This window comes from Agrobacterium sp. 22-210-1, assembly GCF_053522525.1.
The window spans coordinates 445,532-465,477 of the sequence record NZ_JBNWCI010000002.1 but is presented as its reverse complement, the minus strand read 5'-3'; the positions used below and the strand labels follow the sequence as shown (position 1 = coordinate 465,477).

Sequence of the window (19,946 nt, the reverse complement as noted above, 5' to 3'; positions counted from 1 at the left end):
CTGATTGTGGAGGCTTTCCGCACCGGCGGAAAACTTGGCCGGGCGCTGTTTTTGCGCCCGGCCCCATGGTCTATCAGGCTTCGAGCCAGACGTATTCCGCAAAGGCGTAACCCATCATGCCACCGAGCGGATTGGCTTCCAGGCCCTTCAGCTTGGAACTGATGGCGTCCACATTGGTAAGATAGGCGGGAATGATGGTGCCGGCTTCGTCGGCGATCATCGTCTGCATCTCGAAGTAGATCTGCTTGCGCTTCTCCATATCGAGCAGGCCACGTGCTTCCAGCATCAGCTTGTCGAACTTCTCCGACTTGTACTGGCTCTCGTTCCAGGGAGCGTCAGACGCATAAAGCAGTGAGAACAGGATGTCCGGTGTCGGGCGTGGGTTGATATTGCCGAAATGGATCGGCGCTTTCAGCCAGTAATTGCTCCAGTAGCCGTCGGCGGGAACGCGCTGCACATCCAGCTTGAGGCCGATTTCGGCAGCGGAGGCCTGAATGATCATCGCCATATCGATGGCCGAATTTGCCGCATCCGAGGTGATGACCGGGATGGACTGGCCGAGGAGGCCGGCTTTCTCGAAGTGGAACTTGGCCTTCTCGGGATCGAAGGCCTTCGGCTTCAGGTCCGGATTATGATAGGGGCTCATGGGCGGAACCGGCTGGTCGTTGCCGACTTCGCCAAGACCGCGCAAGGCCGCCTTGACGATCTGCTCACGGTTGACGATCGACTTCATGCCGGCAATGAAATCGGCCTTGTTGCCCGGGGCCTGATCGAGGCGCATGTTGAGATTGGTGTAGTTGCCGGAAGTTCCCTTCGACAGGACGACACCCTCCTGCTTGTCGAGCAGGCGAAGCGCGCGCGGATTGATGGCGGCCGCGAGCTGGATGTCACCGGAGAGAAGTGCATTGACGCGGGCATTATCGTCCGAGATCGCGAAGAACTCGAAGCTGTCGACGTGCGGGCCGCCGGATTTCCAGTAATTGCTGTTCTTGGACATGATCGAGCGGACGCCCGGCTCGAATGTCTCAAGCTTGAAGGCGCCGGTGCCGTTGCCCTTGGAGAAATCGGTGGCGCCGTCGGCGACGATCATGAAGTGGTGCATGGCAAGGATCGTCGGCAGGTCGGCATTTGCGCTGGCGAGCGTGATCTCGACCGTGCTCTTGTCGAGCGCCTTGAAGCCGGTCATCTGGGCGGCGATTTTGGCGACCTTGGAGCCGACAGCCGGATCGAGATGGCGCTTCAGCGAATAGACCACGTCATCGGCCGTCAGCGCCTTGCCGTCGTGGAAGGTGACGCCGGAACGCAGCTTGACCGTCCAGGTCTTGGCGTCCTTGGATTCGATGGATTCGGCAAGTTCCATCTGCGGCGCGCCGGAAGCGTCGAGGAAGCTCAGCCGGTTATAAAGCGCGCAGCAACGGACATAATCCGTGGAAAGCGAGGCTTTTGCGGGGTCGAGCGTATCGGCTGTGGAGGACGACCAGCCGGCCGCCTTCAGCGTGCCGCCGGAAACCGGGGTGGCCGCGAGCGCCTGCGAGGCGCGGCCAAGGATCGCAGAACCGGCGGAAAGGGCGACGCCGCCGGCCAGCATCATGTGAAGCAGCTCACGCCGCGTCGCGCCGCGACGGATCGCCTGTTCAACGGCGGCATCGTCGGAGCGGGTCCAGTTTGTAATCCTGTCACTCATGGTCTTCCCCTTTTGTATGATTTGTTGAAATGCGTCTGCAGAAAATTCCGGCGGGCCACGTCCCAGTTCGCGCCACGCCCTTGGTGGAGGGCGGTTCAGCCCCCCGCCTGCCTCGCGGCTTCGGCAAGGCCGGCCATCGAGGTGAAGTGATAATCCGGCTCGGTAAAGTTTTCCGGCTCGATCGTACCGCCATATCCCTTCTGGTCGTGGCGGCGCTCAATCCAGCAATTGGTCATGCCGAGCTTCCGGGAAATGCCGATATCATGGTACTGGCTTTGCGCGACATGCAGGATGTCGTCTTTCGATGCGCCCTCGCTCTCAACAAAGGCAAACACCTTCTCGAAGAAGGCCGGATCCGGCTTTTCGGTGCCGGTATCATCCGCCGTGAAAGCGGCATGGAATGGATTGCCGAGTTCCTTAGAGAAGTAATCGAAGGCCCAGCGCTGGGCATTGGTCATGGCGATGAGGCGGTGTGTCTTTGCAAGCTGCGCCATGGCGGCACGGCTGTCTTCGAAACCCTTCCAGTTTTTGGCGGCGTCGCGCAGGCGCTCGCCAAGAGCACGCTCTGCCGGCAGACCGAGTTCCGGAGCGATGATGAGATATACGCGGACGAGATCGTCGGGAAACAGGTCGGTTGCGTCTGAGTAACGGGCCGCGCGGTAAAGGCCGAGCGCCTTTTCACCGTCGACCTCGACACCGTTTTCAGTACCGATCTGCGTCAGGGTCGATTTCAGACCCCCTTCGAAATCGATGAGAGTTCCCACCACATCGAAGCTCATATATTTGAAGTCGTTCAATTTTTTGGGCAATGTCGGTCTCCGCTCTGCCGCCTCCTCCTCTTGGGGGAGGCTGCGGCATTTTATTTTGTTCCCGGACGAGATCCTTGTCCCGTTCCCATTTTTCAAAACGCCGGTTTTCATGGCGCTTTGTGCTTTTTCTAAGGATAGTTTGGCACTTCCAGCACGCCGGATTCGCCGAAATGGATCGGCTCTTCGGCAGAATATTGCGAATATGCGGTGTGTTGCGACATTTAGAGAAGGTGCCGCGATACAGCCGGGTTGCGCCTCAGGCCATTGCCGCCCGCACCGTCGGGTCCTCGAGCGTCTGGTCGAGGGTTTTCAGCGTCCGCTCGATAATGGCGTCGATTTCGCCATCGGTGCAGCAGAGCGGCGGTGCGTAACCGAGGATGCCGTTTGCGAAGGCTCTGACGATGAGGCCGTTTTCCCACGCGCGGTCGAAAACCTTGCGGGCCGGCGTGGCGGCTGCCGGAAGCGGTGTTTTCTTTTCCTTGTCGGTCACAAGCTCGATCGCTGCAAGCATGCCGCGGCCGCGGACATCGCCCACCAGCGGATGGCTTCTCAGGCCCTCCAGTCCGGCCATCAGTCGCGCACCGGCGCGGCGACCATTCTCCAGCAGCCCGCCTTCGTAAAGCTTCAGCACTTCCAGACCAACGGCGGCGCTGACAGGGTGGGCGGAATAGGTATATCCGTGCCCGATGGCCGCTTCGCCCGCGAAGTCGGCAATTGTATCATAAACATGATCAGCCATGAAGACGGCACCCATCGGCACATAGCCGGAAGTGAGGCCCTTTGCGGCGGTGATGAAGTCCGGCACGATGTCCTCGTCGGCGCAGGCAAATAGCGGGCCGGTGCGGCCAAAGCCGGTAATCACTTCGTCGGCGACGAAAAGGATGCCATAGGAGCGGCAGAGGTCGCGCATCGCCTTGATCCAGCCCGTTGGTGGCACCAGAACGCCGCCCGAGCCCTGGATAGGTTCGGCATAAAACGCCGCGACCCGATCCGGGCCGATGGCCTCGATCTTGTCCTTCAGGATTTGCAGTGAGGAGGCGATGATGGCGGCCGGGTCGTTTCCAACCGGGTTGCGATAGGCATAATGCGACGGGATTTTATGCTGCCAGTCGTAAGGCACCCCGAAACCGGCATGGAAGGCGGGCAGGGCGGTGAGGCCCGAACCGGCGGTGGTGGAGCCGTGATAACCCTGTTCGATGGAAATGAACTGGTCGCGCTGAGGCTCACCCTTTGCATGCCAGTAATAACGGATGAAGCGAATGGTGCTGTCCACAGCATCGGAACCGCCAAGCGTGAAATAGACGTGGTTGAGATCACCGGGCGCCCGGTCGGCAAGCTCGGAGGCCAGCCGGATGGCCGGTTCGCTGCCAATGTCGAAATAGGCGGTGGCATAGGGCAATTCCCGCATCTGCTTTGCCGCCGCCTCAACGATGCTGTCATGGCCGTAACCGGCGTTAACGCACCAGAGCCCGGCAAAACCGTCGATCAACTGGTGGCCGGTCATATCGGTGACGGTGGCGCCTTTCGCCGATTTCAGCACCCGCACGCCAAGCTTTTCATGGCCGCGGAAGGAAGAGACGGGGTGCACCAGATGGGCGCGGTCCAGTTCGATCAGGGAATTGCTTAACATGGGTTTCTCCAGATTCAGCCCAGCGCCTGGCTGGTCAATGCGAAGGTTTTCAGTTTTTTGTCAGTCGGAATTTCGGCCTTTGGCCGGCGCATGGCGATGCCGCCACCGACAAGGGCAAGCCCCTGTTCGGCAAGCCAGGGGCCAAGGCCCGTATCGACCGTGGTGTCTAAGCGCAGGAATGCACCGGAGCGCTCCGACAGCATGAAAGCGATCAAATCTCGTGCGATTTCAGCGTTTTCTGCCACAACCGGGCCGATGACTTCACCGCGACCGAAGGCGCGTAGGCCGGCAAAACCCGTGATGACGCCCTGTTCTTTTACGACCGCGAAACGCGCCCTGTCGGCAAGTTCCGTAAAGAGGGCGATGCGGTCCGCACCGAAAGCTTGCGCATCAAGGGCGGCAAGCTCGGTCGGCGCAATCGTTTCCGCCCATTCCACACTGGCGGGCTTAGCTGAGGCTGCTGGAATTCCCTGATGCTGGCGCACTTCACCACAGGCAACGAACCCCAGCTTTTCGTAAAGCGGAAGGCCATCGGCGGTAGCGGTCAGGCGGCATTCGCGATTTTCGGCGGCTTCGAGGGCGGCGTTCATCAACTGGCGTCCGAGACCGCGACCACGCATGGTCTCATCCACGATCACCATATTGACCGAGGCGCAGGTTTTGCCGAGAAGCGTTGCCATTGCAGTGCCGACAACGCGGCCATTTTCCAATGCGACGAAACCCTTGCTGAGTGCCAGGACCAGTGCCCAGTCTTCCCGGCGGTGCGGCCAGCCGGCCTGGCGGGAAAGTTCGACGGCGGCATCGAGGTGTTCAGGCTCGAAATTCTGGATAGCGATCAGGCTGGCTTGCATGGCCCAACTCCGTTTATTCTGCTCATTCATTGATAGACCGGGGGTAAAAGAACATTGTCCCGACGAATGGCAAGGTTCGATATGTTTCACTGTTGCTTTCACCCGCCGCCGCATCTTATGCCGCTCGTTGTTCACCTCGGGAGAAAAGACGGGGCTGGTGAAAACGGGCAGGACGTTGGAACGCAACTCTCTGCCAAACTGGCGGCTGCATACGCAACAATCTGCTTCCGCGAATGGCAATTGCGGTGCGCCGACCGGGCAAAGGCCATTATGATCTTATTATCGAGGCCACCACCGATCCCCAAGCAAGGATGACGATGACATGACCATCTTCCGCCCCAAATATATCACTTTCGATTGCCACGGTACTTTGATCAACTTCCAGATGGCAGAAGCTGCCCGCGATCTTTATGGCGATCGTCTGGGAGAGACTGAGATGCAGGAGTTCATCAAGAACTTCTCGGCCTATCGTCTTGACGAGGTCATGGATGACTGGAAGCCTTACGCCGAGGTTGTTCACAATGCCCTGTCGCGCACCTGCAAACGCAACGGCGTTTCCTTCAAGGACGAGGATGCCGTAATGACCTACGAGCGGGTTCCCACCTGGGGTCCGCATGCCGACGTTCCAGCCGGTCTGGCAAAGGTCGCCAAGGAAATTCCGTTGGTCATTCTGTCCAACGCCATGAATTCGCAGATCATATCGAATGTCGCAAAGCTTGGCGCACCGTTTCATGCCGTCTATACGGCCGAACAGGCGCAGTCCTACAAGCCGCATTTCAAGGCCTTCGAATATTTGTTCGACATGCTCGGCTGCGGCCCGGAAGATATTCTGCATGTCTCTTCGTCGTTCCGCTACGATCTGATGTCTGCCCACGATCTCGGCATCAAGAACAAGGTCTGGGTGAACCGCGGCCATGAACCGGCAAACCCCTATTACGGTTACGTGGAAATCGCCAATATCGGTGGTCTTGCGGGCGTCGTCGGACTTTAAGAAAAGGATCGGACCATGAAGCTCGTCTCCTACTGGCACGACACCGCCCCCCTGTTCGCGGGGGCGGCGGAAGGTCCTGTGGAAGGCCACTATGATGTGGCCGTCATCGGCGGCGGCTTCACCGGTCTCGGTGCGGCGCGCCAGCTCGCCAAGGCTGGCGCACGCGTGATTGTCCTTGAAGGGCAGCGTGTCGGCTGGGGCGCTTCCGGCCGCAATGGCGGCCACCTCAACAACGGCCTTGCCCATTCTTATCTCTCCGCCAAAGCCGAACTCGGCAAGGAGCGGGCGATCGCACTTTACAAGGCGCTGGACGCCTCAATCGACACGCTGGAAAGTCTGATTGCAGAGGAAGGCATCGACTGTAATTTCCGCCGGGCCGGCAAGCTGAAAATGGCCTCGAAGCCGCAGCATTTCGAGGGGCTGGCGAAAAACTTCGAGGCGGTCCATGCCGAGGTCGACCCCGATACGGCGCTTCTGTCTGTCGACGATCTCAAGGCGGAGATCGGCTCGCCCTTTTATGGCGCCATGCTTTCGAAGAAGAGCGCGATGATGCATATGGGCCGTTATGTGGCCGGCCTTGCCGAGGCCGCCCGTCGCCATGGTGCGGTGATCTTTGAAAATGCGGCGGTGACGAAGCACATCCAGAACGGCAAAACCCACGAGCTGGAAACCACGCGCGGCAAGGTGACGGCCGACAATGTTCTTGTGGCGACTGGCGCTTATACGCCCTCCGGCTTTAGCTATTTCCGCCGCCGCATCATCGCCGTCGGTAGCTTCATCATCGCCACGCGGCCGCTGACGGATGCGGAAGTTCGGGCCTCGGTTCCGGGCAATCGCACTTACGTCAATTCCATGAATATCGGCAATTATTTCCGGCTCGCGCCGGACAATCGGCTGATCTTTGGTGGCCGTGCCCGCTTTTCCGCAACCTCCGACCAGCGTTCGGACGCCAAGAGCGGCGCAATTCTGACGGAAGCCCTACATCGCATATTCCCGCAGCTCTCCCATGTGCCGATCGATTATTGCTGGGGCGGCCTGGTGGACATGACCAAGGATCGTTATCCGCGCGCCGGTTTTAATGATGGTGTCTGGTACGCCATGGGTTATTCCGGCCACGGCGCGCAGCTTTCCACCCATCTCGGCATGATCATGGCCGACGCCATTCTGGGACGGCCGGACAATAACCCGCTGAAAGGGCTGGACTGGCCGGCGGTGCCGGGCCATTTCGGCAAGCCGTGGTTTTTGCCGCTGGTGGGGTTTTATTACAAGATGCTGGACAAGATTCAGTAAGGGGGCTGTTTGTTCTTCCGTCATGCCGGACTTGATCCGGCATCCAGCCACCGCGCGTCTGCGCGGTGAAAGAGTCTTCTGCGATCAAGTCCTTGATCGCATTGGACCCCGGATCAAGTCCGGGTGACGGAGTGTAAATGCTACGGCTTTTTCAGTTCCACGCTCACAAAAAGAAGGGCCGCAGAGCGGCCCTTTAGGCGGGGAGAAAGACTGAAGGCTCAGACAAGCCCACCGATGTGGAACGTCTTCATTTCCAGATATTCCTCGATACCGACTTGCGCGCCTTCGCGGCCGAGGCCGGATTGTTTGACGCCGCCGAAGGGGGCGACTTCGGTGGAGATCGCACCGGTGTTGAGGCCGACCATGCCGAATTCCAGTGCTTCGCCTACACGCCAGGCGCGTTTGAGGCTTTCGGTGTAGAAATAGGCGGCAAGGCCGAAGGGTGTGCCATTGGCAATGGCGAGCGCTTCCTCTTCGGTCTCGAAACGGAAAAGCGGCGCCACCGGGCCGAAGGTCTCTTCATTCGCCAGCCGCATGGCCGTGGTAGCGCCGGTCAGCACCACGGGTGCGGTATATTGCGGACCATCAGGCAGATCGTGTGGTCTGGTGATGATCGTCGCACCCTTGGAGACAGCGTCGTCGATATGCGCGCGGATTTTGGTGATGGCCGGCCCGTTGATCATCGGGCCGATGGCAACGCCCGGCTCCGTTCCGGGGCCGACCCGCATGGCATCGACACGGTCAGCCAGTTTTTTCGCAAAGGCGTCGTAAACGCCCGACTGCACGAGAATACGATTGGCGCAGACGCATGTCTGGCCGCCATTGCGGAATTTCGAAATCAGCGCGCCTTCGATTGCGAGATCGAGATCGGCATCGTCGAACACGATGAAGGGTGCGTTGCCGCCGAGTTCCAGCGACAGCCGCTTGATGCTGTCGGCAGCGCCGCGCATCAAAAGTGAGCCGACGCGGGTTGAGCCGGTGAAGGAAATCTTGCGCACGGTCTCATTGGCCATGATTTCGTTGCCGATGTCAGTCGGCATGCCGGTGACGATGTTGATGACGCCTGCGGGAATGCCGGCCCGTTCGGCAAGAACGCCAAGCGCCAGGGCCGAATAGGGCGTGAATTCCGAAGGCTTGATGACCACGGTGCAGCCGGCCGCAAGTGCCGGCGCGACCTTGCGGGTGATCATCGCATTCGGGAAATTCCACGGCGTGATGATGCCGCAGACGCCGACCGGCTCCTTCAGCACCACGATGCGCCGATCCGGAGTCGGCGAGGGGATGGTGCCGCCGCTGATGCGTCGGGCTTCTTCCGCAAACCATTTGACGAACGATGCGCCGTAGCGAATTTCACCCTTCGCCTCGTCCAGCGGCTTGCCCTGTTCGGTGGTGAGGATCAGGCCAAGATCGTCGACATGTTCGATCATCAGCGCGAACCACTTTTCGAGAAGGGCAGCGCGCTCCGCATGGGTTTTCTTCTTCCATGGCCCAAAGGCGGCGTTGGCGGCTTCGATCGCCGCGCGGGTCTCCGCGCCGTCCATGTCAGGCACGGTGCCGATCACCGCCTGCGTTGCCGGGTCGATCACGTCGACCACCTTGCCCGATGCCGCAACCTTCCATGCCTCGCCGATCAAACCTGTCTGGCGAAAAAGGTCCTTGTCCTTCAATCCCTGCATCATCTCTCTCCGAAATCAGTCGAGTGCCGCGAGAACCGCAGCAGTTATGGCATCCGTCTTATCCTTGCCCGGCACTGTGCCGACGCCCAGGCCAGTCGCCGTTTCCAGCGCCGTCATGATCTTTGCTGCCGCATCGCTTTCGCCGAGATGCTCCAGCATCATCGCGCCGGACCAGATGGCGGCGATGGGATTGGCGATGCCAAGATGGGCGATGTCAGGAGCCGAACCGTGCACCGGCTCGAACATGGACGGCGCGCTGCGATCAGGGTTGATATTGGCGGAGGCGGCAAAACCGAGGCCGCCCTGAATGGCGGCACCCAGATCGGTCAGAATATCGCCGAAGAGATTGGAGGCGACCACGACATCGAGGCTTTCCGGGGCCATGACCATGCGCGCCGCCATGGCGTCGATGTGATAGCTGGAAACCTCGACGTCAGGATATTCGGCGGCGAGCTTTTGCGTTACCTCGTCCCAGAACACCATCGAATATTTCTGGGCGTTCGACTTGGTGACGGAGGCAAGCTTGCCGCGACGTTTCTGTGCCTGTTCGAAACCGAAGCGCAGGATGCGCTCCACGCCCTTGCGGGTAAAGATCGAGGTCTCAACGGCCACCTCGTCATCGGTGCCCTGATGCACGCGCCCACCTGCGCCGGAATATTCACCCTCGGTATTTTCGCGGATGCAGAGAATGTCGAAGCCATCGGCCTTCAAAGGTCCCTGCACGCCGGGCAGAAGCCGGTGCGGGCGGATATTGGCATATTGCACGAACGCCTTGCGGATCGGCAGCAGCAGGCCGTGTAGCGAAACCGAGTCCGGCACCTGCGCCGGCCAGCCGACTGCGCCGAGCAGAATGGCGTCAAAGCCGCGCAGCGTTTCGATGCCGTCCTTCGGCATCATCGCCCCGGTTTCCTTGTAGAAGGTGCAGGACCAGGGAAATTCGGTGCCTTCAAGCGCAAAACCGGAGTTTTTGGCGGCGGCGTTGAGAACCTGCCATGCGGCGTCCGTCACGCTTTTGCCGATACCGTCTCCGGGAATGAGTGCGATGCGATGCGTTTTCAAGACTTTTCCCCTGTTACAGTCCAATGAGGACGCTTTTGCTCTTGCGGTTCGCGAGATAGGCCTCCCGCCCGAGGTCCTTGCCGATGCCGGAGCGTTTGTAACCGCCGGTCGGCAAGATATGGTCGCGCGAACGGCCATAGCGGTTGACCCAGATCGTTCCCGCCTGGATGGCGCGCGACAGGCGCATCACACGCGAGATATCGCGGCTGAAAAGACCCGCCGCCAGACCGTAAGTCGGATGGTCGGAAAGCACCAGAGCCTCTTCTTCCGTCCGGAAGGTCTGCAGCGTCAGCACCGGGCCGAAGATTTCCTCGGTGACGGCGGGCGAGGTCTGGTCGACATTGGTGATCAGCGTCGGCTGGTAGAAATAGCCGGGGCCGTCCATGTTCGCACCGCCGGTCAAGCATTCTCCGCCATGGGCGACGGCCGCCTGAACGATGCCGTCGATGCGCTTGCGCTGCACTTCGGAGATGATCGGGGAATATTGGGTCGTTTCGTCCCAGGTCGGGCCGGGCTTGACCGTCTTGATGCGGGCGATGATGGCAGTGGAAAGGGCGTCTGCCGCACTTTCTTCGACGATGATGCGTGAGCCGGCCACACAGGCCTGCCCCGCATTGGAAAGAATATTGCCGGCGATTGCGGCTGCCGCCTTTTCGATATCCGCATCGGCAAAGACCAGCTGCGGGCTTTTGCCGCCGAGTTCCAGCGTCATGGGCTTGATGCCCGTGCGGGCGATATTGGCCATGATGGCAGCGCCCGCAGCGGTGGAGCCGGTGAAACTGACCTTGGAGATTTCGGGGTGTCCAGTAATGGCATTGCCCGTCACCGGCCCATCACCCAGCACGATATTGATGAGACCGGCGGGCAGCCCTGCCTTGATGGCCAGTTGCGCCATGAAAATACTGGAGAAAGGCGTCATTTCCGATGGTTTCAGCACCACGGCATTACCGGCCGCCAGCGCCGGGCCGAGCTTCCAGCCGGCCATGGAGACGGGGAAATTCCACGGCGTAATCGCGCCGACAACGCCATAGGGCTCGGTCATGATCATGCCGAGGCTTGTGTCGTCGGTCGGCACCAGATCGCCGCCTTCCTTGTCCGCGAATTCGGCGAAGAAGCGGATTTGCTCGGCAGTGACGGCGATATCGCCGGCAATCAGCTGGCCCACCGGCCGCGTCGAGGACAGCGCCTCGATTTTCGCCAAGGTCTCGGCTTCCGCTTCGATCAGGTCGGCCCAGCGCTGCAAGACCTTGGTGCGTTCGCGCGGCCGCACGCCGCCCCAATTGCTGCTTTTCAGCGCCGCCTTGGCGGTTTGTACCGCCTCGTCGACCAGCGCCGCATCCGCCTTCGGGCAGCCGGCATATTCCATGCCGTCCGATGGGCGGTGCATGTCGATGCCGTCTTTAGCCGGGATCAGCCGGTCGCCGATGAAATGGCCGATTGGCAAAGACAGGCTGTCTGGATCGAAGCTGAGCGTCATGGGAAATCCTCTGTGGATATGCCCTTAAAGCTAATCCCTGCCGCCAAGCGAAATCGACCGACTGTGGCGCGGGCGATGAATGAAAATCCCGTTTTGTCACCGACAGACAGCGCAATCTTTTGCGGCGCGCTGCCTGTCGTGTGTTTCTGACCGCTACCATGCGCGATCTCGAAAAACGGCGGGTTTTACCTCATCCGTTCACGGTGACATAGATCTTGCGGACGGTTTCGATGGTCTTCCAGACGCCGACGAAACCGGGCTTCATGACGAAACTGTCGCCTGCCGTGTAACGCTGCGGTTCGCCGCCATCAGGGGTGATTTCGATGACGCCGGCCAGAATATGGCAAAATTCGAAGGTCTCACCTTTGATCGAACGGCTTTCGCCCGGGGTCGCTTCCCATATGCCGGTCTTTACGGTTCCATCGCGGGCTTCGTCCAGCGCCCAAGTCTTGAATGAAGGGTCGCCGGCGATCAGGCGTTCCGGCAGGGCCTTGGAGGCCTTCGGCTCAAAATCGGGATTGGTGTCGATAGGCTTGAGAAGCGGCATGGATTTTCCTTTCTGAAATAGGCGGATGATCAATATCCGCGGCTGCGGTCGACAAGGCCGAGCGGCTCGAGGCCGGATTCGTATCGTTTGATATTGTCGACGACCGTGCGGGCGGCGGAATGGGGCTGGGTTACGCTGGCAATATGCGGCGTCAGGAGGATTTTCGGATGGGTCCAGAAACGATGGTCCCCAGGCAACGGCTCGGGATCTGTGACGTCGATCACCGCGCCGGAAAGCCTGCCGCTGTCGAGTGCATCGAGGAGTGCGCCATGGTCGAGCTGTCTGCCGCGCCCGGCATGGACGAGAGCCGCGCCATCCGGCAGCAGGCCAAGGCGCTCGGCATTTAGAAGCCCGGTAGTCTCGTCCGTCAGCGGCAACAGGCAGACGAGGATATTGCTGGTGGAAAGAATGGCTTTCAGCCCATCATCGCCGTGGTGGCAGGTGACGCCATCGATCTGGCGCGGAGAACGGCTCCAGCCGGCAAGCGGAAAACCGAAAGGTTTCAACCGTTCCAGTGCCGCAACGCCCAGCATGCCGAGGCCGAGAACGCCGACCCGGCATTCCTCCGCCTGCCGCTGGCCCGGCAGGGCTTTCCATAGGTTTTGGCGCTGCTGTTCCAGATAGGCCGGCAGGTTGCGGTGAAGGGCAAGCACGCCGAGGCAGACATATTCCTGCATCATACGGATGATGCCTTCATCCACCATGCGCACGACCTTCACCGTTTCCGGGATTGCATCGATGTGAAACTGGTCGACACCTGCGCCGATCGAAAACAGGATTTCGAGATTGCGGTAACGCGCGATATCCTCTGGCACCGTCCATGTGATGAGGTAACGCACCGCATCGGGATCGACAGTGGCGGCATCAATTGAAAACGGCAGGCCCGGCAGTTCGGTGGCGAGAGCCTGCCGGAAGATTTCGCCGCGCTTTGCGTCGGAATTGAAGAGAAACGTCATCTGAAATCCGTCATTCGGTTAAGCGGCGCAGCGGCGGCCGAGTGTTTCCAGCATCGACTGGCAGGCGGCAAGTTCGCCCGCGGTTATGAATTCGTCCGGCTTGTGGGCGCGGCCGATATCGCCCGGGCCGCAAATGATGGCATCTATTCCCGCCGCCTGGAAAAGCCCGGCCTCCGTGCCGTAGCTGACGGCTGCGAGGTTGGGGGTGCCGGTCAGTTGTTCCAGAAGCAAAGCAAGCGGCGCTTCGGCTGGAAGCGATAATGCGGGGTAAGCGCTCATCGGTGTCCATTCGATATCGACGCCCGTTGCGGCAAGCGCTTCGACGGCGCTTTGTACCGGCTCCAGCAGGGCGAGTGGTAAGACGCCCGAAATTGCCCGCGCTTCCAGTTCGATGGTGCAATGATCGGGGATGATGTTGATCGCCTGCCCGCCCTTGACCGTGCCGATCTGCAGCGAGGAATAGGGCGGCTCGAAGGTCGCCTCGAAAGGTCCCCGCGTCAGCGTATCGGCGGTTTGGACCGCCTTTGCCATGATGCCGGTCATCAGGTGAATGGCGTTTATCCCCTGATCCGGACGTGAGGAATGGCCGGACCGGCCGCGCAGGGTGATGCGCGCTGCGGCCTTGCCCTTATGGGCGCGAACGGCGCGCATATTGCTGGGTTCGCCGATGATGGCGCCCGCCGGCGGGGCACAAAGCTGCGGCAAGCTGGCGATGAGATGGGGAACGCCACGGCAGCCCGCCTCCTCGTCATAGGAAAAGGCAATATGCACCGGCCGTTCAAGCGCCATGCGCGAAAATGCCGGTGCTGCAGCGAGCACAATGGCGAGAAACCCTTTCATGTCGGTGGTTCCGCGCCCGTAAAGCCGGTCGTTTTCGGTTCTCAACCGAAACGGATCGGAAGACCATTCCGGTTCTCCGGCCGGCACCACATCCATGTGGCCGGAGAGGATGTAACCGGCGCGATCGGCCGGGCCGAACGTGGCGAAGAGGTTGGCGCGGTCGCCCTCCGGACCCGGCAACAGCGAGACTTTCGCGCCTTGGCTTTCCAGGTAGTCGGCGATCCATCCGGCAATATCGCCATTGGCGGTGCCGACAACGGACGGGAAGGCGACGAGACGCTCAAGGATTTCGATTGCGTTCATGGTCGTCCCCGCTGGTCGTCCCCACTGGCCGGTCGTTTATGCTGGCCGGATTATTCCTCGCAGAAGCTTAGAGTGGCCGGCGGCGTTTATCTGCTGAAATGCCGGTGATTTCGGTAGATTGTTGTGTCCTTCCAGTGCTTTCAGAAAATTCCTGCCGGCAGGGCCGGTTATCTTCGGATGTCATGGGCTGGGCTGCCGGGACCGAAGGTTCCGCGCCGGAGGGAATGAGAGCCGTTTGCTATGGAGCTGCTCAAAGTCGATAGTTTCGAGTTGCGGACCGTGGATATCGCGGATGTGGAGGCGGATCACCTGCATGCCCTCTCCATGGCTGTCGGATGGCGGTATCATGCCAATGAATGGTGTTTCCTGCGCCAATGCGGTGTCGGCCTTGCGGCGCTGGACGAGATCAACCGGGTTGTCGCGACCGCCATGCTTTTTCCCTATGATCGGGCTTTTGCGACGCTTGGCATGGTCATCGTTTCCCCACGCCTGCAGGGGCAGGGCGTAGCACCCTGGCTGGTCAGGCAGCTTGTGGCGAAATATCCTGCCGCTGCCTTGCGGTTGAATGCCACGGAGGTGTCGCGGCGGCTTTTTGCGGGGCTCGGTTTTACCGGAGATACGGAAAGGGTGCATCTTCTGCGCGGCAAGCCCCGCTGCACCACTGAAACGCCGCAGCTTGGCAAGAAGCAGAGGATCGAGCCGGTTTCGGAAGATCATCTGTCCGCCGTGGAAGATCTGGACCGGGAGGCTTTCGGCGTTTCACGCCGGGGCGTGCTGCGGCGTCTCCTGCGGGAAAACACCGGCTATGGCCTGTTCGAGGCGGATCGTCTGGCCGCCTTCGCGCTGCGGCGGGCGGCAGGGCGGGGCCACATCATCGGCCCGGTGGTTGCGGAGGGGGAAGCCGAGGCAGTCGCGCTGGTCAGGCGGCATTTTGCCGATCTCGACGACCAGCTTGTCCGGCTCGATGCCGTGCGCGATGACGGTTTTTTCACCGATTTTCTGGCGCAATCCGGGCTGGTGGTGATTGAAACACTGACGACGATGTCAAAAAATGCACCGCAGCCGGCAGGCACCGGCTCTGCTGGTATCTTTGCTCTGGCAGGCCCATCCCTTTGCTGAAGCGCGCCGCATCCCATCGAATTCATGTCACGCATTTTGGGTTCCTGTCGTGTGCATGCGTTTGTCGCAGGACAGTTTTCACACCCTTGGGAGACATTCTTTGGCGATTGACGCCTCGCCTCTTGCCCCTTATGTGAGAAGACGACGGTTCCTGCAGCCGAAAGGCGAAGGGATTAATAGGGAACATGGTGCGGGTGATTTTCATCGCCCAATGCCGTGGCTGCCCCCGCAACTGTAAGCGGATTGCCGCTCATCCCCGTGACGCCTTAAAGGCGTCATGCCACTGCATTCTCCGGAATGCGGGAAGGCAGATGAACGGCGCAAATCCGTGAGCCAGGAGACCTGCCGTCAAAATATGAACCATCGTTACGGGCGGGGAAGCCCGGAGGAGGAAATTGTAATGTTATTTCATAACATTTGGTTTGCGTCCCGTCGTTGTTCTCCGTACAAGACGTTCCGCTGTTGCTGCGCGTTCTAACGCCTGCTGCTCTGGAACAAGCGATTTAATTTCGACTGGAGAACACATGTTTAATCCTGGACGCCTGCCGGCCTATGCCGGCCTTCTGGCCGCTGTGCTTGCGGTTTTGCCTGCCGCTTCCGCTCATGCTGCCGAAACGGTCTATCCCCTGACGATCAACAGCTGCGGTCAGGACATCACCTTCAAACAGGCGCCCGCCCGCACGGTATCCGTTGGCCAGAGCACGACCGAGGTCCTTTATCTGCTGGGCGTTGCCGACAGGGTGGTGGGTACGGCGCTGTGGATCGGCCCGGTTTTGAAGGGTTATGAGGAGGCCAACGCCAAGGTGGAGCGGCTGGCCGACAATGATCCGAGTTTTGAGGCCGTTGTCGGCAAGAGGCCCGATCTCGTAACGACGCAGTTCCAGTGGCAGATCGGCCCCGAAGGTGTTGTCGGAACACCGGCGCAATTCGCCGAACTCGGTATTCCCGTTTATACCTCGCCTGCCGATTGCGTCGGCAAGGATAATTCCGGCGGCGGTGACGGCGTGCGCAAGACTGGCTTCACCATGGAGCTGATCTATCAGGAAATTCGCGATCTCGCGAAAATCTTCAACGTGCAGGATCGCGGCGAAGAGGTTGTCGCCGATCTGAAGAAACGTGAGGAGGCAGCCCGCGCCAAGATCGCTTCGGCGAATGGCAAGATTTCCGCCGTCTTCTGGTTCTCCAGCGCCGAACTGGATATCGACCCTTACGTGGCGGGCCGCCATGGCGCGCCCGGTTACATCATGTCGGCGCTCGGGCTGAAGAATGTCATCGAAAGCGATGAGGAATGGCCGACCGTTGGCTGGGAAACCATCGCCAAGGCCAATCCGTCCGTCATCGTCGCTGGCAAGATGGATCGCCGCCGTTTCCCGGCCGATGACGTTGCCGTCAAGCACAAGTTCCTCGCAGACGACCCCGTGGCCAGCATCATGCCCGCCGTCAAGCAAGGCCATGTCTTCGACATGGATGCGCAGGCGATGAACCCGACCATCCGCACGATCGAAGGCATTGAAACGCTGGCCGAGGCGATTTCGGCCGCCGGTCTCGCCAAGTGAACGGTTTTTCCGTCAATCTCGGCAGGGCGGGGCTGGCTTTTGCCGCGCTTGCCCTGCTGCTCGTCGCGCTGATGGCCGGAGCGGCCATCGGTGAGACCGCCATTCCCTTCGACGTGGTGGCGAAAACCATCGCCAACCGTGTCTTTCATGCCGGTTACCCGCTGGAGCCGCTGGATGAGGGCATCGTCTGGAGTTACCGTCTGAGCCGCGCCGTTGTCGCCGCCTGTTGCGGCGCTTCGCTGGCGCTTGCCGGTGCGGTGCTGCAATCGCTTTTGCGCAACCCGCTGGCCGACCCCTATATTCTCGGTATTTCCGCAGGCGCCTCCACCGGAGCGGTGGCGGTCGCGCTTCTGGGTATCGGGGCAGGGTTTCTGACCATGCCGGTGGGGGCGCTGATCGGGGCTTTTGTTGCGTTCTCGCTGGTCAGCCTTCTGGCGGTGCGCGCCGGCCATGGCAACAGCGCCATCATTCTGGCCGGCGTGGCCGGTTCGCAGCTGTTCAACGCCATGACCTCGTTCATCGTCACCAAATCCGCCAATGCCGAACAGGCGCGCGGCATCATGTTCTGGCTTCTCGGTAATCTTTCCGGTGTGCGCTGGCCCGATGTCTGGATGGCTTTGCCGGTCAGCATCGCCGGTCTTGCGGTGTGCCTCTGGTATTCCCGGGCACTGGATGCCTTCGCTTTCGGCGGTCAGGCCGCCGCCTCGCTCGGTATTCCGGTCCGCCGGACCTATGCGGTGCTGATTTCGGTTTCGGCGATCATGACGGCGGTCATGGTGTCGTTGGTTGGTTCCATCGGCTTTGTCGGTCTTGTCATTCCGCATGCGGCGCGCATCTTCGTCGGCGTTCGCCATGGCATGTTGCTGCCGGTGACGGCGTTGACCGGTGCTGTTTTCATGATCGTCGCCGATATTCTCTCGCGCATCGTCATTCCCGGTCAGGTGCTGCCGATCGGGGTCATCACCGCGCTCGTCGGCGCGCCGGCCTTTGCCTTCATTCTCGGGCAGAAAAGGGGGCGATCATGAGATTGTCCGCTCACGACCTGCATTTCCATGCCGGCAATGTCGATATCGTCCGGGGTGTTTCCATCGATGTCGGTTCCGGGGAGTTTCTGGGCATTATCGGCCCGAATGGTTCCGGCAAAAGCACGCTGCTTTCCATGCTGGCCGGTATCCGCAAGCCGCGCCGTGGCCACGTCACGCTTGGTGACGACGCGCTTGCCTCCTTCGGACGGCGTGATCTCGCCCGCCGATTGGCCTTTGTGGAGCAGCAGGCCGAAACCACCGAGCGTATTACGGCTCGACAGGCCGTCGAACTTGGACGCACCCCCTATCTCGGTCCGCTCTCCGCCTGGTCGGCCAATGACGACGCCATCGTTAATGCCGCGCTCGACAATGTCGACATGGCGGACAAGGCGGAACGATACTGGCATCACCTTTCCGGCGGCGAACGCCAGCGCCTGCATATCGCCCGCGCCCTGGCGCAGGAACCGCACATTCTGTTGCTCGACGAACCGACCAATCATCTTGATATCGGCCACCAGATCGGTCTGCTCGATCTGGTTCGCAGGCAGGGGCTGACGGTCGTGGCGGCGCTGCATGATCTCAATCACGCCGCCATGTTCTGCGACCGCGTCGCCATCATGCATCGGGGGCAGGTGATTGCGGCCGGTGCACCGCGCGAGGTGCTCACATCGGCGACGATCGCCGATGTTTTCGGGGTGCAGTCCGTCGTCACCACGGATGAAGGCGGCTTTTCCCATATTCGTTTTCTGCCGGCCCATGGGATGGCCGATCAGGCAAAGAAAGTATTGGCACGATGACGAGATTGAAAAAGCTTCGCCTTGGCGTGCAGCGGCGTAATGCTCTGGCCGGAATTGTATTGGCGCTGGCCACGGGCCTTCCCTTGCATGCCATGGCCGAAACCTTTGAGGTGAAAATGCTGAACCGGGGCGAAAAAGGCCCTATGGTGTTTGAGCCAGATTTTCTGGAGATCGCACCCGGTGACCGTGTGCGCTTCGTGCCGACCCACAAGAGCCACAATGCCGCGACCATCGACGGTATGGTTCCTGAAGGCGCCGAAGGCTTCAAGAGCCGCATCAACGACGAGTTCGAGACTGCTTTTGACAGGCCGGGCTTTTATGGCATCAAATGCTCGCCGCATTACGGCATGGGCATGGTCATGCTGATCAAGGTGGGCGAGGCGACCCTGCCGCAGAGCTACAGGGAAATCGATGTGCCCGGCCGAGCGAAACCCCGGCTGGACGATCTCTTTGAGCAGGCCGAAAAATGAGACGGCTCTGGCCGTCCTCAGCCTTTCGCGGACATATCCGGCTTCACCGCGCAAACCGCATAGCGGTGCTGAAGGCCGCGCAGGATGCCCTTCAGCAGGCTGAAATTTTTCGACTGGGCGCGATGGATGGCCTTTAGCTCCTGATCGACTGCGACGGGCTCGAAGCCCGTGGCGCGCAACAGTGCCGCGACATCGTCAGCCCGCGCTCCGTCGGAAAAATAGACCCGTGAAAGAATGCTGTTGAACGTATTGCCCGGATCCGCCGGCTTGTGCGGCTGGTCCGGCTTCACGAGGCCGGCGCGTTCGAGGCCCGCAGCCAGTTTCTTGACGAGTTTTTCGCGCCAGCCGACATTGACGAAATCGCCGTCGACGATCAGCAGCCGTCCACCCGGTTTCAGCACGCGGAACCATTCGGCGAAGCTCGCCTGTGGGTCCACCAGTGTCCAGACGAGATGACGCGTGATGATGACATCGGCGCTTTCATCCGGCTCCATGGTATTTTCGGCATCGCCGACAAAAAAGCGGATGTTGCGCGCGCGGCTTTTTGCTTTTTCCCGGGCGAGCGCCAGCATGGTTTCCGACCAGTCCATGCCCGTGACCTGAAAACCGAGATCGTCCATCAGGTGCGAAATGACGCCGGTTCCGCTGGCGAGATCAAGCGCCTTGCGGCCTTCTCCCGGTCCCAGATGCTTCAAAAGCAGGGCATGCCAGGCTTCGCGCTCATCTTCGGAAAAAATCTCATGTCCGGGGGAAAGGTCGAAGGTCGCGGCGCGGCCGGACCAGTAGGCTTTGATTTCATCTCTCAGGCTGTCGTTTTTGCCATATTGAATAGTGTCGATCATTTGGTCTTCAACCCGTGCGCCGGT

Annotated in this window: 18 protein-coding genes and 1 riboswitch; of the genes, 7 read left to right on the top strand and 11 right to left on the bottom strand. The window is 60.6% G+C overall.

Annotated features, from left to right (window positions below):
* Positions 1–73 precede the first annotated feature (73 nt).
* From ACQZ5F_RS15055 to ACQZ5F_RS15040, 4 genes are all read right to left on the bottom strand, one after another.
* Positions 74–1,684, bottom strand: coding sequence for an ABC transporter substrate-binding protein (locus tag ACQZ5F_RS15055; RefSeq protein ID WP_046801434.1), 1,611 nt, complete (start codon positions 1,682–1,684; stop codon positions 74–76).
* A 95-nt stretch (positions 1,685–1,779) separates the two neighbouring features.
* Complete coding sequence (locus ACQZ5F_RS15050; protein WP_432704566.1) at positions 1,780–2,463, bottom strand: HAD-IA family hydrolase; 684 nt, start codon at positions 2,461–2,463, stop codon at positions 1,780–1,782.
* A 286-nt stretch (positions 2,464–2,749) separates the two neighbouring features.
* A complete protein-coding gene (locus tag ACQZ5F_RS15045) occupies positions 2,750–4,123 on the bottom strand; it encodes an aspartate aminotransferase family protein (protein WP_225338617.1) in 1,374 nt (457 codons plus the stop codon).
* 14 nt (positions 4,124–4,137) lie between these two features.
* Positions 4,138–4,974 carry a GNAT family N-acetyltransferase gene (locus tag ACQZ5F_RS15040; RefSeq protein WP_225338616.1) on the bottom strand — a complete coding sequence of 279 codons (837 nt, stop codon included), beginning with the start codon at positions 4,972–4,974 and terminating at the stop codon, positions 4,138–4,140.
* Positions 4,975–5,296: 322 nt separating this feature from the next.
* Between ACQZ5F_RS15040 and ACQZ5F_RS15035 the strand changes: the two genes are divergently transcribed.
* Both ACQZ5F_RS15035 and ACQZ5F_RS15030 read left to right on the top strand, forming a co-directional pair.
* Positions 5,297–5,965, top strand: a complete 669-nt coding sequence (locus ACQZ5F_RS15035; protein ID WP_225338615.1) for a haloacid dehalogenase type II — start codon at positions 5,297–5,299, stop codon at positions 5,963–5,965.
* Between the two features lie 15 nt (positions 5,966–5,980).
* The gene (locus tag ACQZ5F_RS15030; RefSeq protein ID WP_225338614.1) at positions 5,981–7,255 is read left to right on the top strand and encodes an NAD(P)/FAD-dependent oxidoreductase; all 1,275 of its coding nucleotides are present in this window, start codon (positions 5,981–5,983) and stop codon (positions 7,253–7,255) included.
* Between the two features lie 218 nt (positions 7,256–7,473).
* Here ACQZ5F_RS15030 and ACQZ5F_RS15025 read toward each other — a convergent pair whose 3' ends face one another.
* From ACQZ5F_RS15025 to argE, 6 genes are all read right to left on the bottom strand, one after another.
* Positions 7,474–8,931: an NAD-dependent succinate-semialdehyde dehydrogenase gene (locus tag ACQZ5F_RS15025; protein WP_225338613.1), complete on the bottom strand. Its 1,458-nt coding sequence runs from the start codon at positions 8,929–8,931 to the stop codon at positions 7,474–7,476.
* Between the two features lie 15 nt (positions 8,932–8,946).
* A complete protein-coding gene (locus tag ACQZ5F_RS15020; RefSeq protein WP_225338612.1) occupies positions 8,947–9,990 on the bottom strand; it encodes a tartrate dehydrogenase in 1,044 nt (347 codons plus the stop codon).
* A 13-nt stretch (positions 9,991–10,003) separates the two neighbouring features.
* Entirely contained in the window at positions 10,004–11,467 is a 1,464-nt protein-coding gene (locus tag ACQZ5F_RS15015; RefSeq protein ID WP_225338611.1) for an aldehyde dehydrogenase family protein, read from the bottom strand.
* Positions 11,468–11,657: 190 nt separating this feature from the next.
* Positions 11,658–12,014: a cupin domain-containing protein gene (locus ACQZ5F_RS15010; RefSeq protein ID WP_004438300.1), complete on the bottom strand. Its 357-nt coding sequence runs from the start codon at positions 12,012–12,014 to the stop codon at positions 11,658–11,660.
* 29 nt (positions 12,015–12,043) lie between these two features.
* On the bottom strand, positions 12,044–12,970 hold the full coding sequence (locus tag ACQZ5F_RS15005; RefSeq protein ID WP_225244264.1) for a 2-hydroxyacid dehydrogenase: 927 nt from the start codon (positions 12,968–12,970) through the stop codon (positions 12,044–12,046).
* 18 nt (positions 12,971–12,988) lie between these two features.
* Positions 12,989–14,113, bottom strand: a complete 1,125-nt coding sequence (gene argE, locus ACQZ5F_RS15000; RefSeq protein WP_448730613.1) for an acetylornithine deacetylase — start codon at positions 14,111–14,113, stop codon at positions 12,989–12,991.
* Between the two features lie 240 nt (positions 14,114–14,353).
* On the opposite strand from argE, the gene ACQZ5F_RS14995 reads away from it, so the two are divergent.
* The 5 genes from ACQZ5F_RS14995 to ACQZ5F_RS14975 all read left to right on the top strand — a co-directional run bounded on the left by ACQZ5F_RS14995 (position 14,354) and on the right by ACQZ5F_RS14975 (position 19,080).
* Positions 14,354–15,232, top strand: coding sequence for a GNAT family N-acetyltransferase (locus ACQZ5F_RS14995; protein ID WP_225338609.1), 879 nt, complete (start codon positions 14,354–14,356; stop codon positions 15,230–15,232).
* 128 nt (positions 15,233–15,360) lie between these two features.
* Positions 15,361–15,596, top strand: a riboswitch (cobalamin riboswitch).
* 160 nt (positions 15,597–15,756) lie between these two features.
* A complete protein-coding gene (locus ACQZ5F_RS14990) occupies positions 15,757–16,788 on the top strand; it encodes an ABC transporter substrate-binding protein (RefSeq protein ID WP_052818947.1) in 1,032 nt (343 codons plus the stop codon).
* Positions 16,785–17,813, top strand: coding sequence for a FecCD family ABC transporter permease (locus tag ACQZ5F_RS14985; protein ID WP_046801421.1), 1,029 nt, complete (start codon positions 16,785–16,787; stop codon positions 17,811–17,813). The genes ACQZ5F_RS14990 and ACQZ5F_RS14985 overlap by 4 nt, the downstream gene beginning before the upstream one ends.
* Positions 17,810–18,610, top strand: a complete 801-nt coding sequence (locus ACQZ5F_RS14980; protein WP_046801420.1) for an ABC transporter ATP-binding protein — start codon at positions 17,810–17,812, stop codon at positions 18,608–18,610. Before ACQZ5F_RS14985 ends, ACQZ5F_RS14980 begins: the two co-directional genes overlap by 4 nt.
* On the top strand, positions 18,607–19,080 hold the full coding sequence (locus ACQZ5F_RS14975) for a pseudoazurin (protein WP_225338608.1): 474 nt from the start codon (positions 18,607–18,609) through the stop codon (positions 19,078–19,080). Before ACQZ5F_RS14980 ends, ACQZ5F_RS14975 begins: the two co-directional genes overlap by 4 nt.
* 17 nt (positions 19,081–19,097) lie before the next feature.
* On the opposite strand, the gene ACQZ5F_RS14970 is transcribed toward ACQZ5F_RS14975, so the two are convergent.
* Positions 19,098–19,922, bottom strand: coding sequence for a class I SAM-dependent methyltransferase (locus tag ACQZ5F_RS14970; RefSeq protein WP_225338607.1), 825 nt, complete (start codon positions 19,920–19,922; stop codon positions 19,098–19,100).
* Positions 19,923–19,946: the final 24 nt, after the last annotated feature.

Coding starts and splice junctions, on each gene's coding strand:
- ACQZ5F_RS15055 (WP_046801434.1), bottom strand. CDS start 1,684: ATGAGTGACAGGATTACAAACTGGACCCGCTCCGACGATGCCGCCGTT.
- ACQZ5F_RS15050 (WP_432704566.1), bottom strand. CDS start 2,463: ATGAGCTTCGATGTGGTGGGAACTCTCATCGATTTCGAAGGGGGTCTG.
- ACQZ5F_RS15045 (WP_225338617.1), bottom strand. CDS start 4,123: ATGTTAAGCAATTCCCTGATCGAACTGGACCGCGCCCATCTGGTGCAC.
- ACQZ5F_RS15040 (WP_225338616.1), bottom strand. CDS start 4,974: ATGCAAGCCAGCCTGATCGCTATCCAGAATTTCGAGCCTGAACACCTC.
- ACQZ5F_RS15035 (WP_225338615.1), top strand. CDS start 5,297: ATGACCATCTTCCGCCCCAAATATATCACTTTCGATTGCCACGGTACT.
- ACQZ5F_RS15030 (WP_225338614.1), top strand. CDS start 5,981: ATGAAGCTCGTCTCCTACTGGCACGACACCGCCCCCCTGTTCGCGGGG.
- ACQZ5F_RS15025 (WP_225338613.1), bottom strand. CDS start 8,931: ATGCAGGGATTGAAGGACAAGGACCTTTTTCGCCAGACAGGTTTGATC.
- ACQZ5F_RS15015 (WP_225338611.1), bottom strand. CDS start 11,467: ATGACGCTCAGCTTCGATCCAGACAGCCTGTCTTTGCCAATCGGCCAT.
- ACQZ5F_RS15010 (WP_004438300.1), bottom strand. CDS start 12,014: ATGCCGCTTCTCAAGCCTATCGACACCAATCCCGATTTTGAGCCGAAG.
- ACQZ5F_RS15005 (WP_225244264.1), bottom strand. CDS start 12,970: ATGACGTTTCTCTTCAATTCCGACGCAAAGCGCGGCGAAATCTTCCGG.
- argE (WP_448730613.1), bottom strand. CDS start 14,113: ATGAACGCAATCGAAATCCTTGAGCGTCTCGTCGCCTTCCCGTCCGTT.
- ACQZ5F_RS14995 (WP_225338609.1), top strand. CDS start 14,354: ATGGAGCTGCTCAAAGTCGATAGTTTCGAGTTGCGGACCGTGGATATC.
- ACQZ5F_RS14990 (WP_052818947.1), top strand. CDS start 15,757: ATGTTTAATCCTGGACGCCTGCCGGCCTATGCCGGCCTTCTGGCCGCT.
- ACQZ5F_RS14980 (WP_046801420.1), top strand. CDS start 17,810: ATGAGATTGTCCGCTCACGACCTGCATTTCCATGCCGGCAATGTCGAT.
- ACQZ5F_RS14975 (WP_225338608.1), top strand. CDS start 18,607: ATGACGAGATTGAAAAAGCTTCGCCTTGGCGTGCAGCGGCGTAATGCT.
- ACQZ5F_RS14970 (WP_225338607.1), bottom strand. CDS start 19,922: ATGATCGACACTATTCAATATGGCAAAAACGACAGCCTGAGAGATGAA.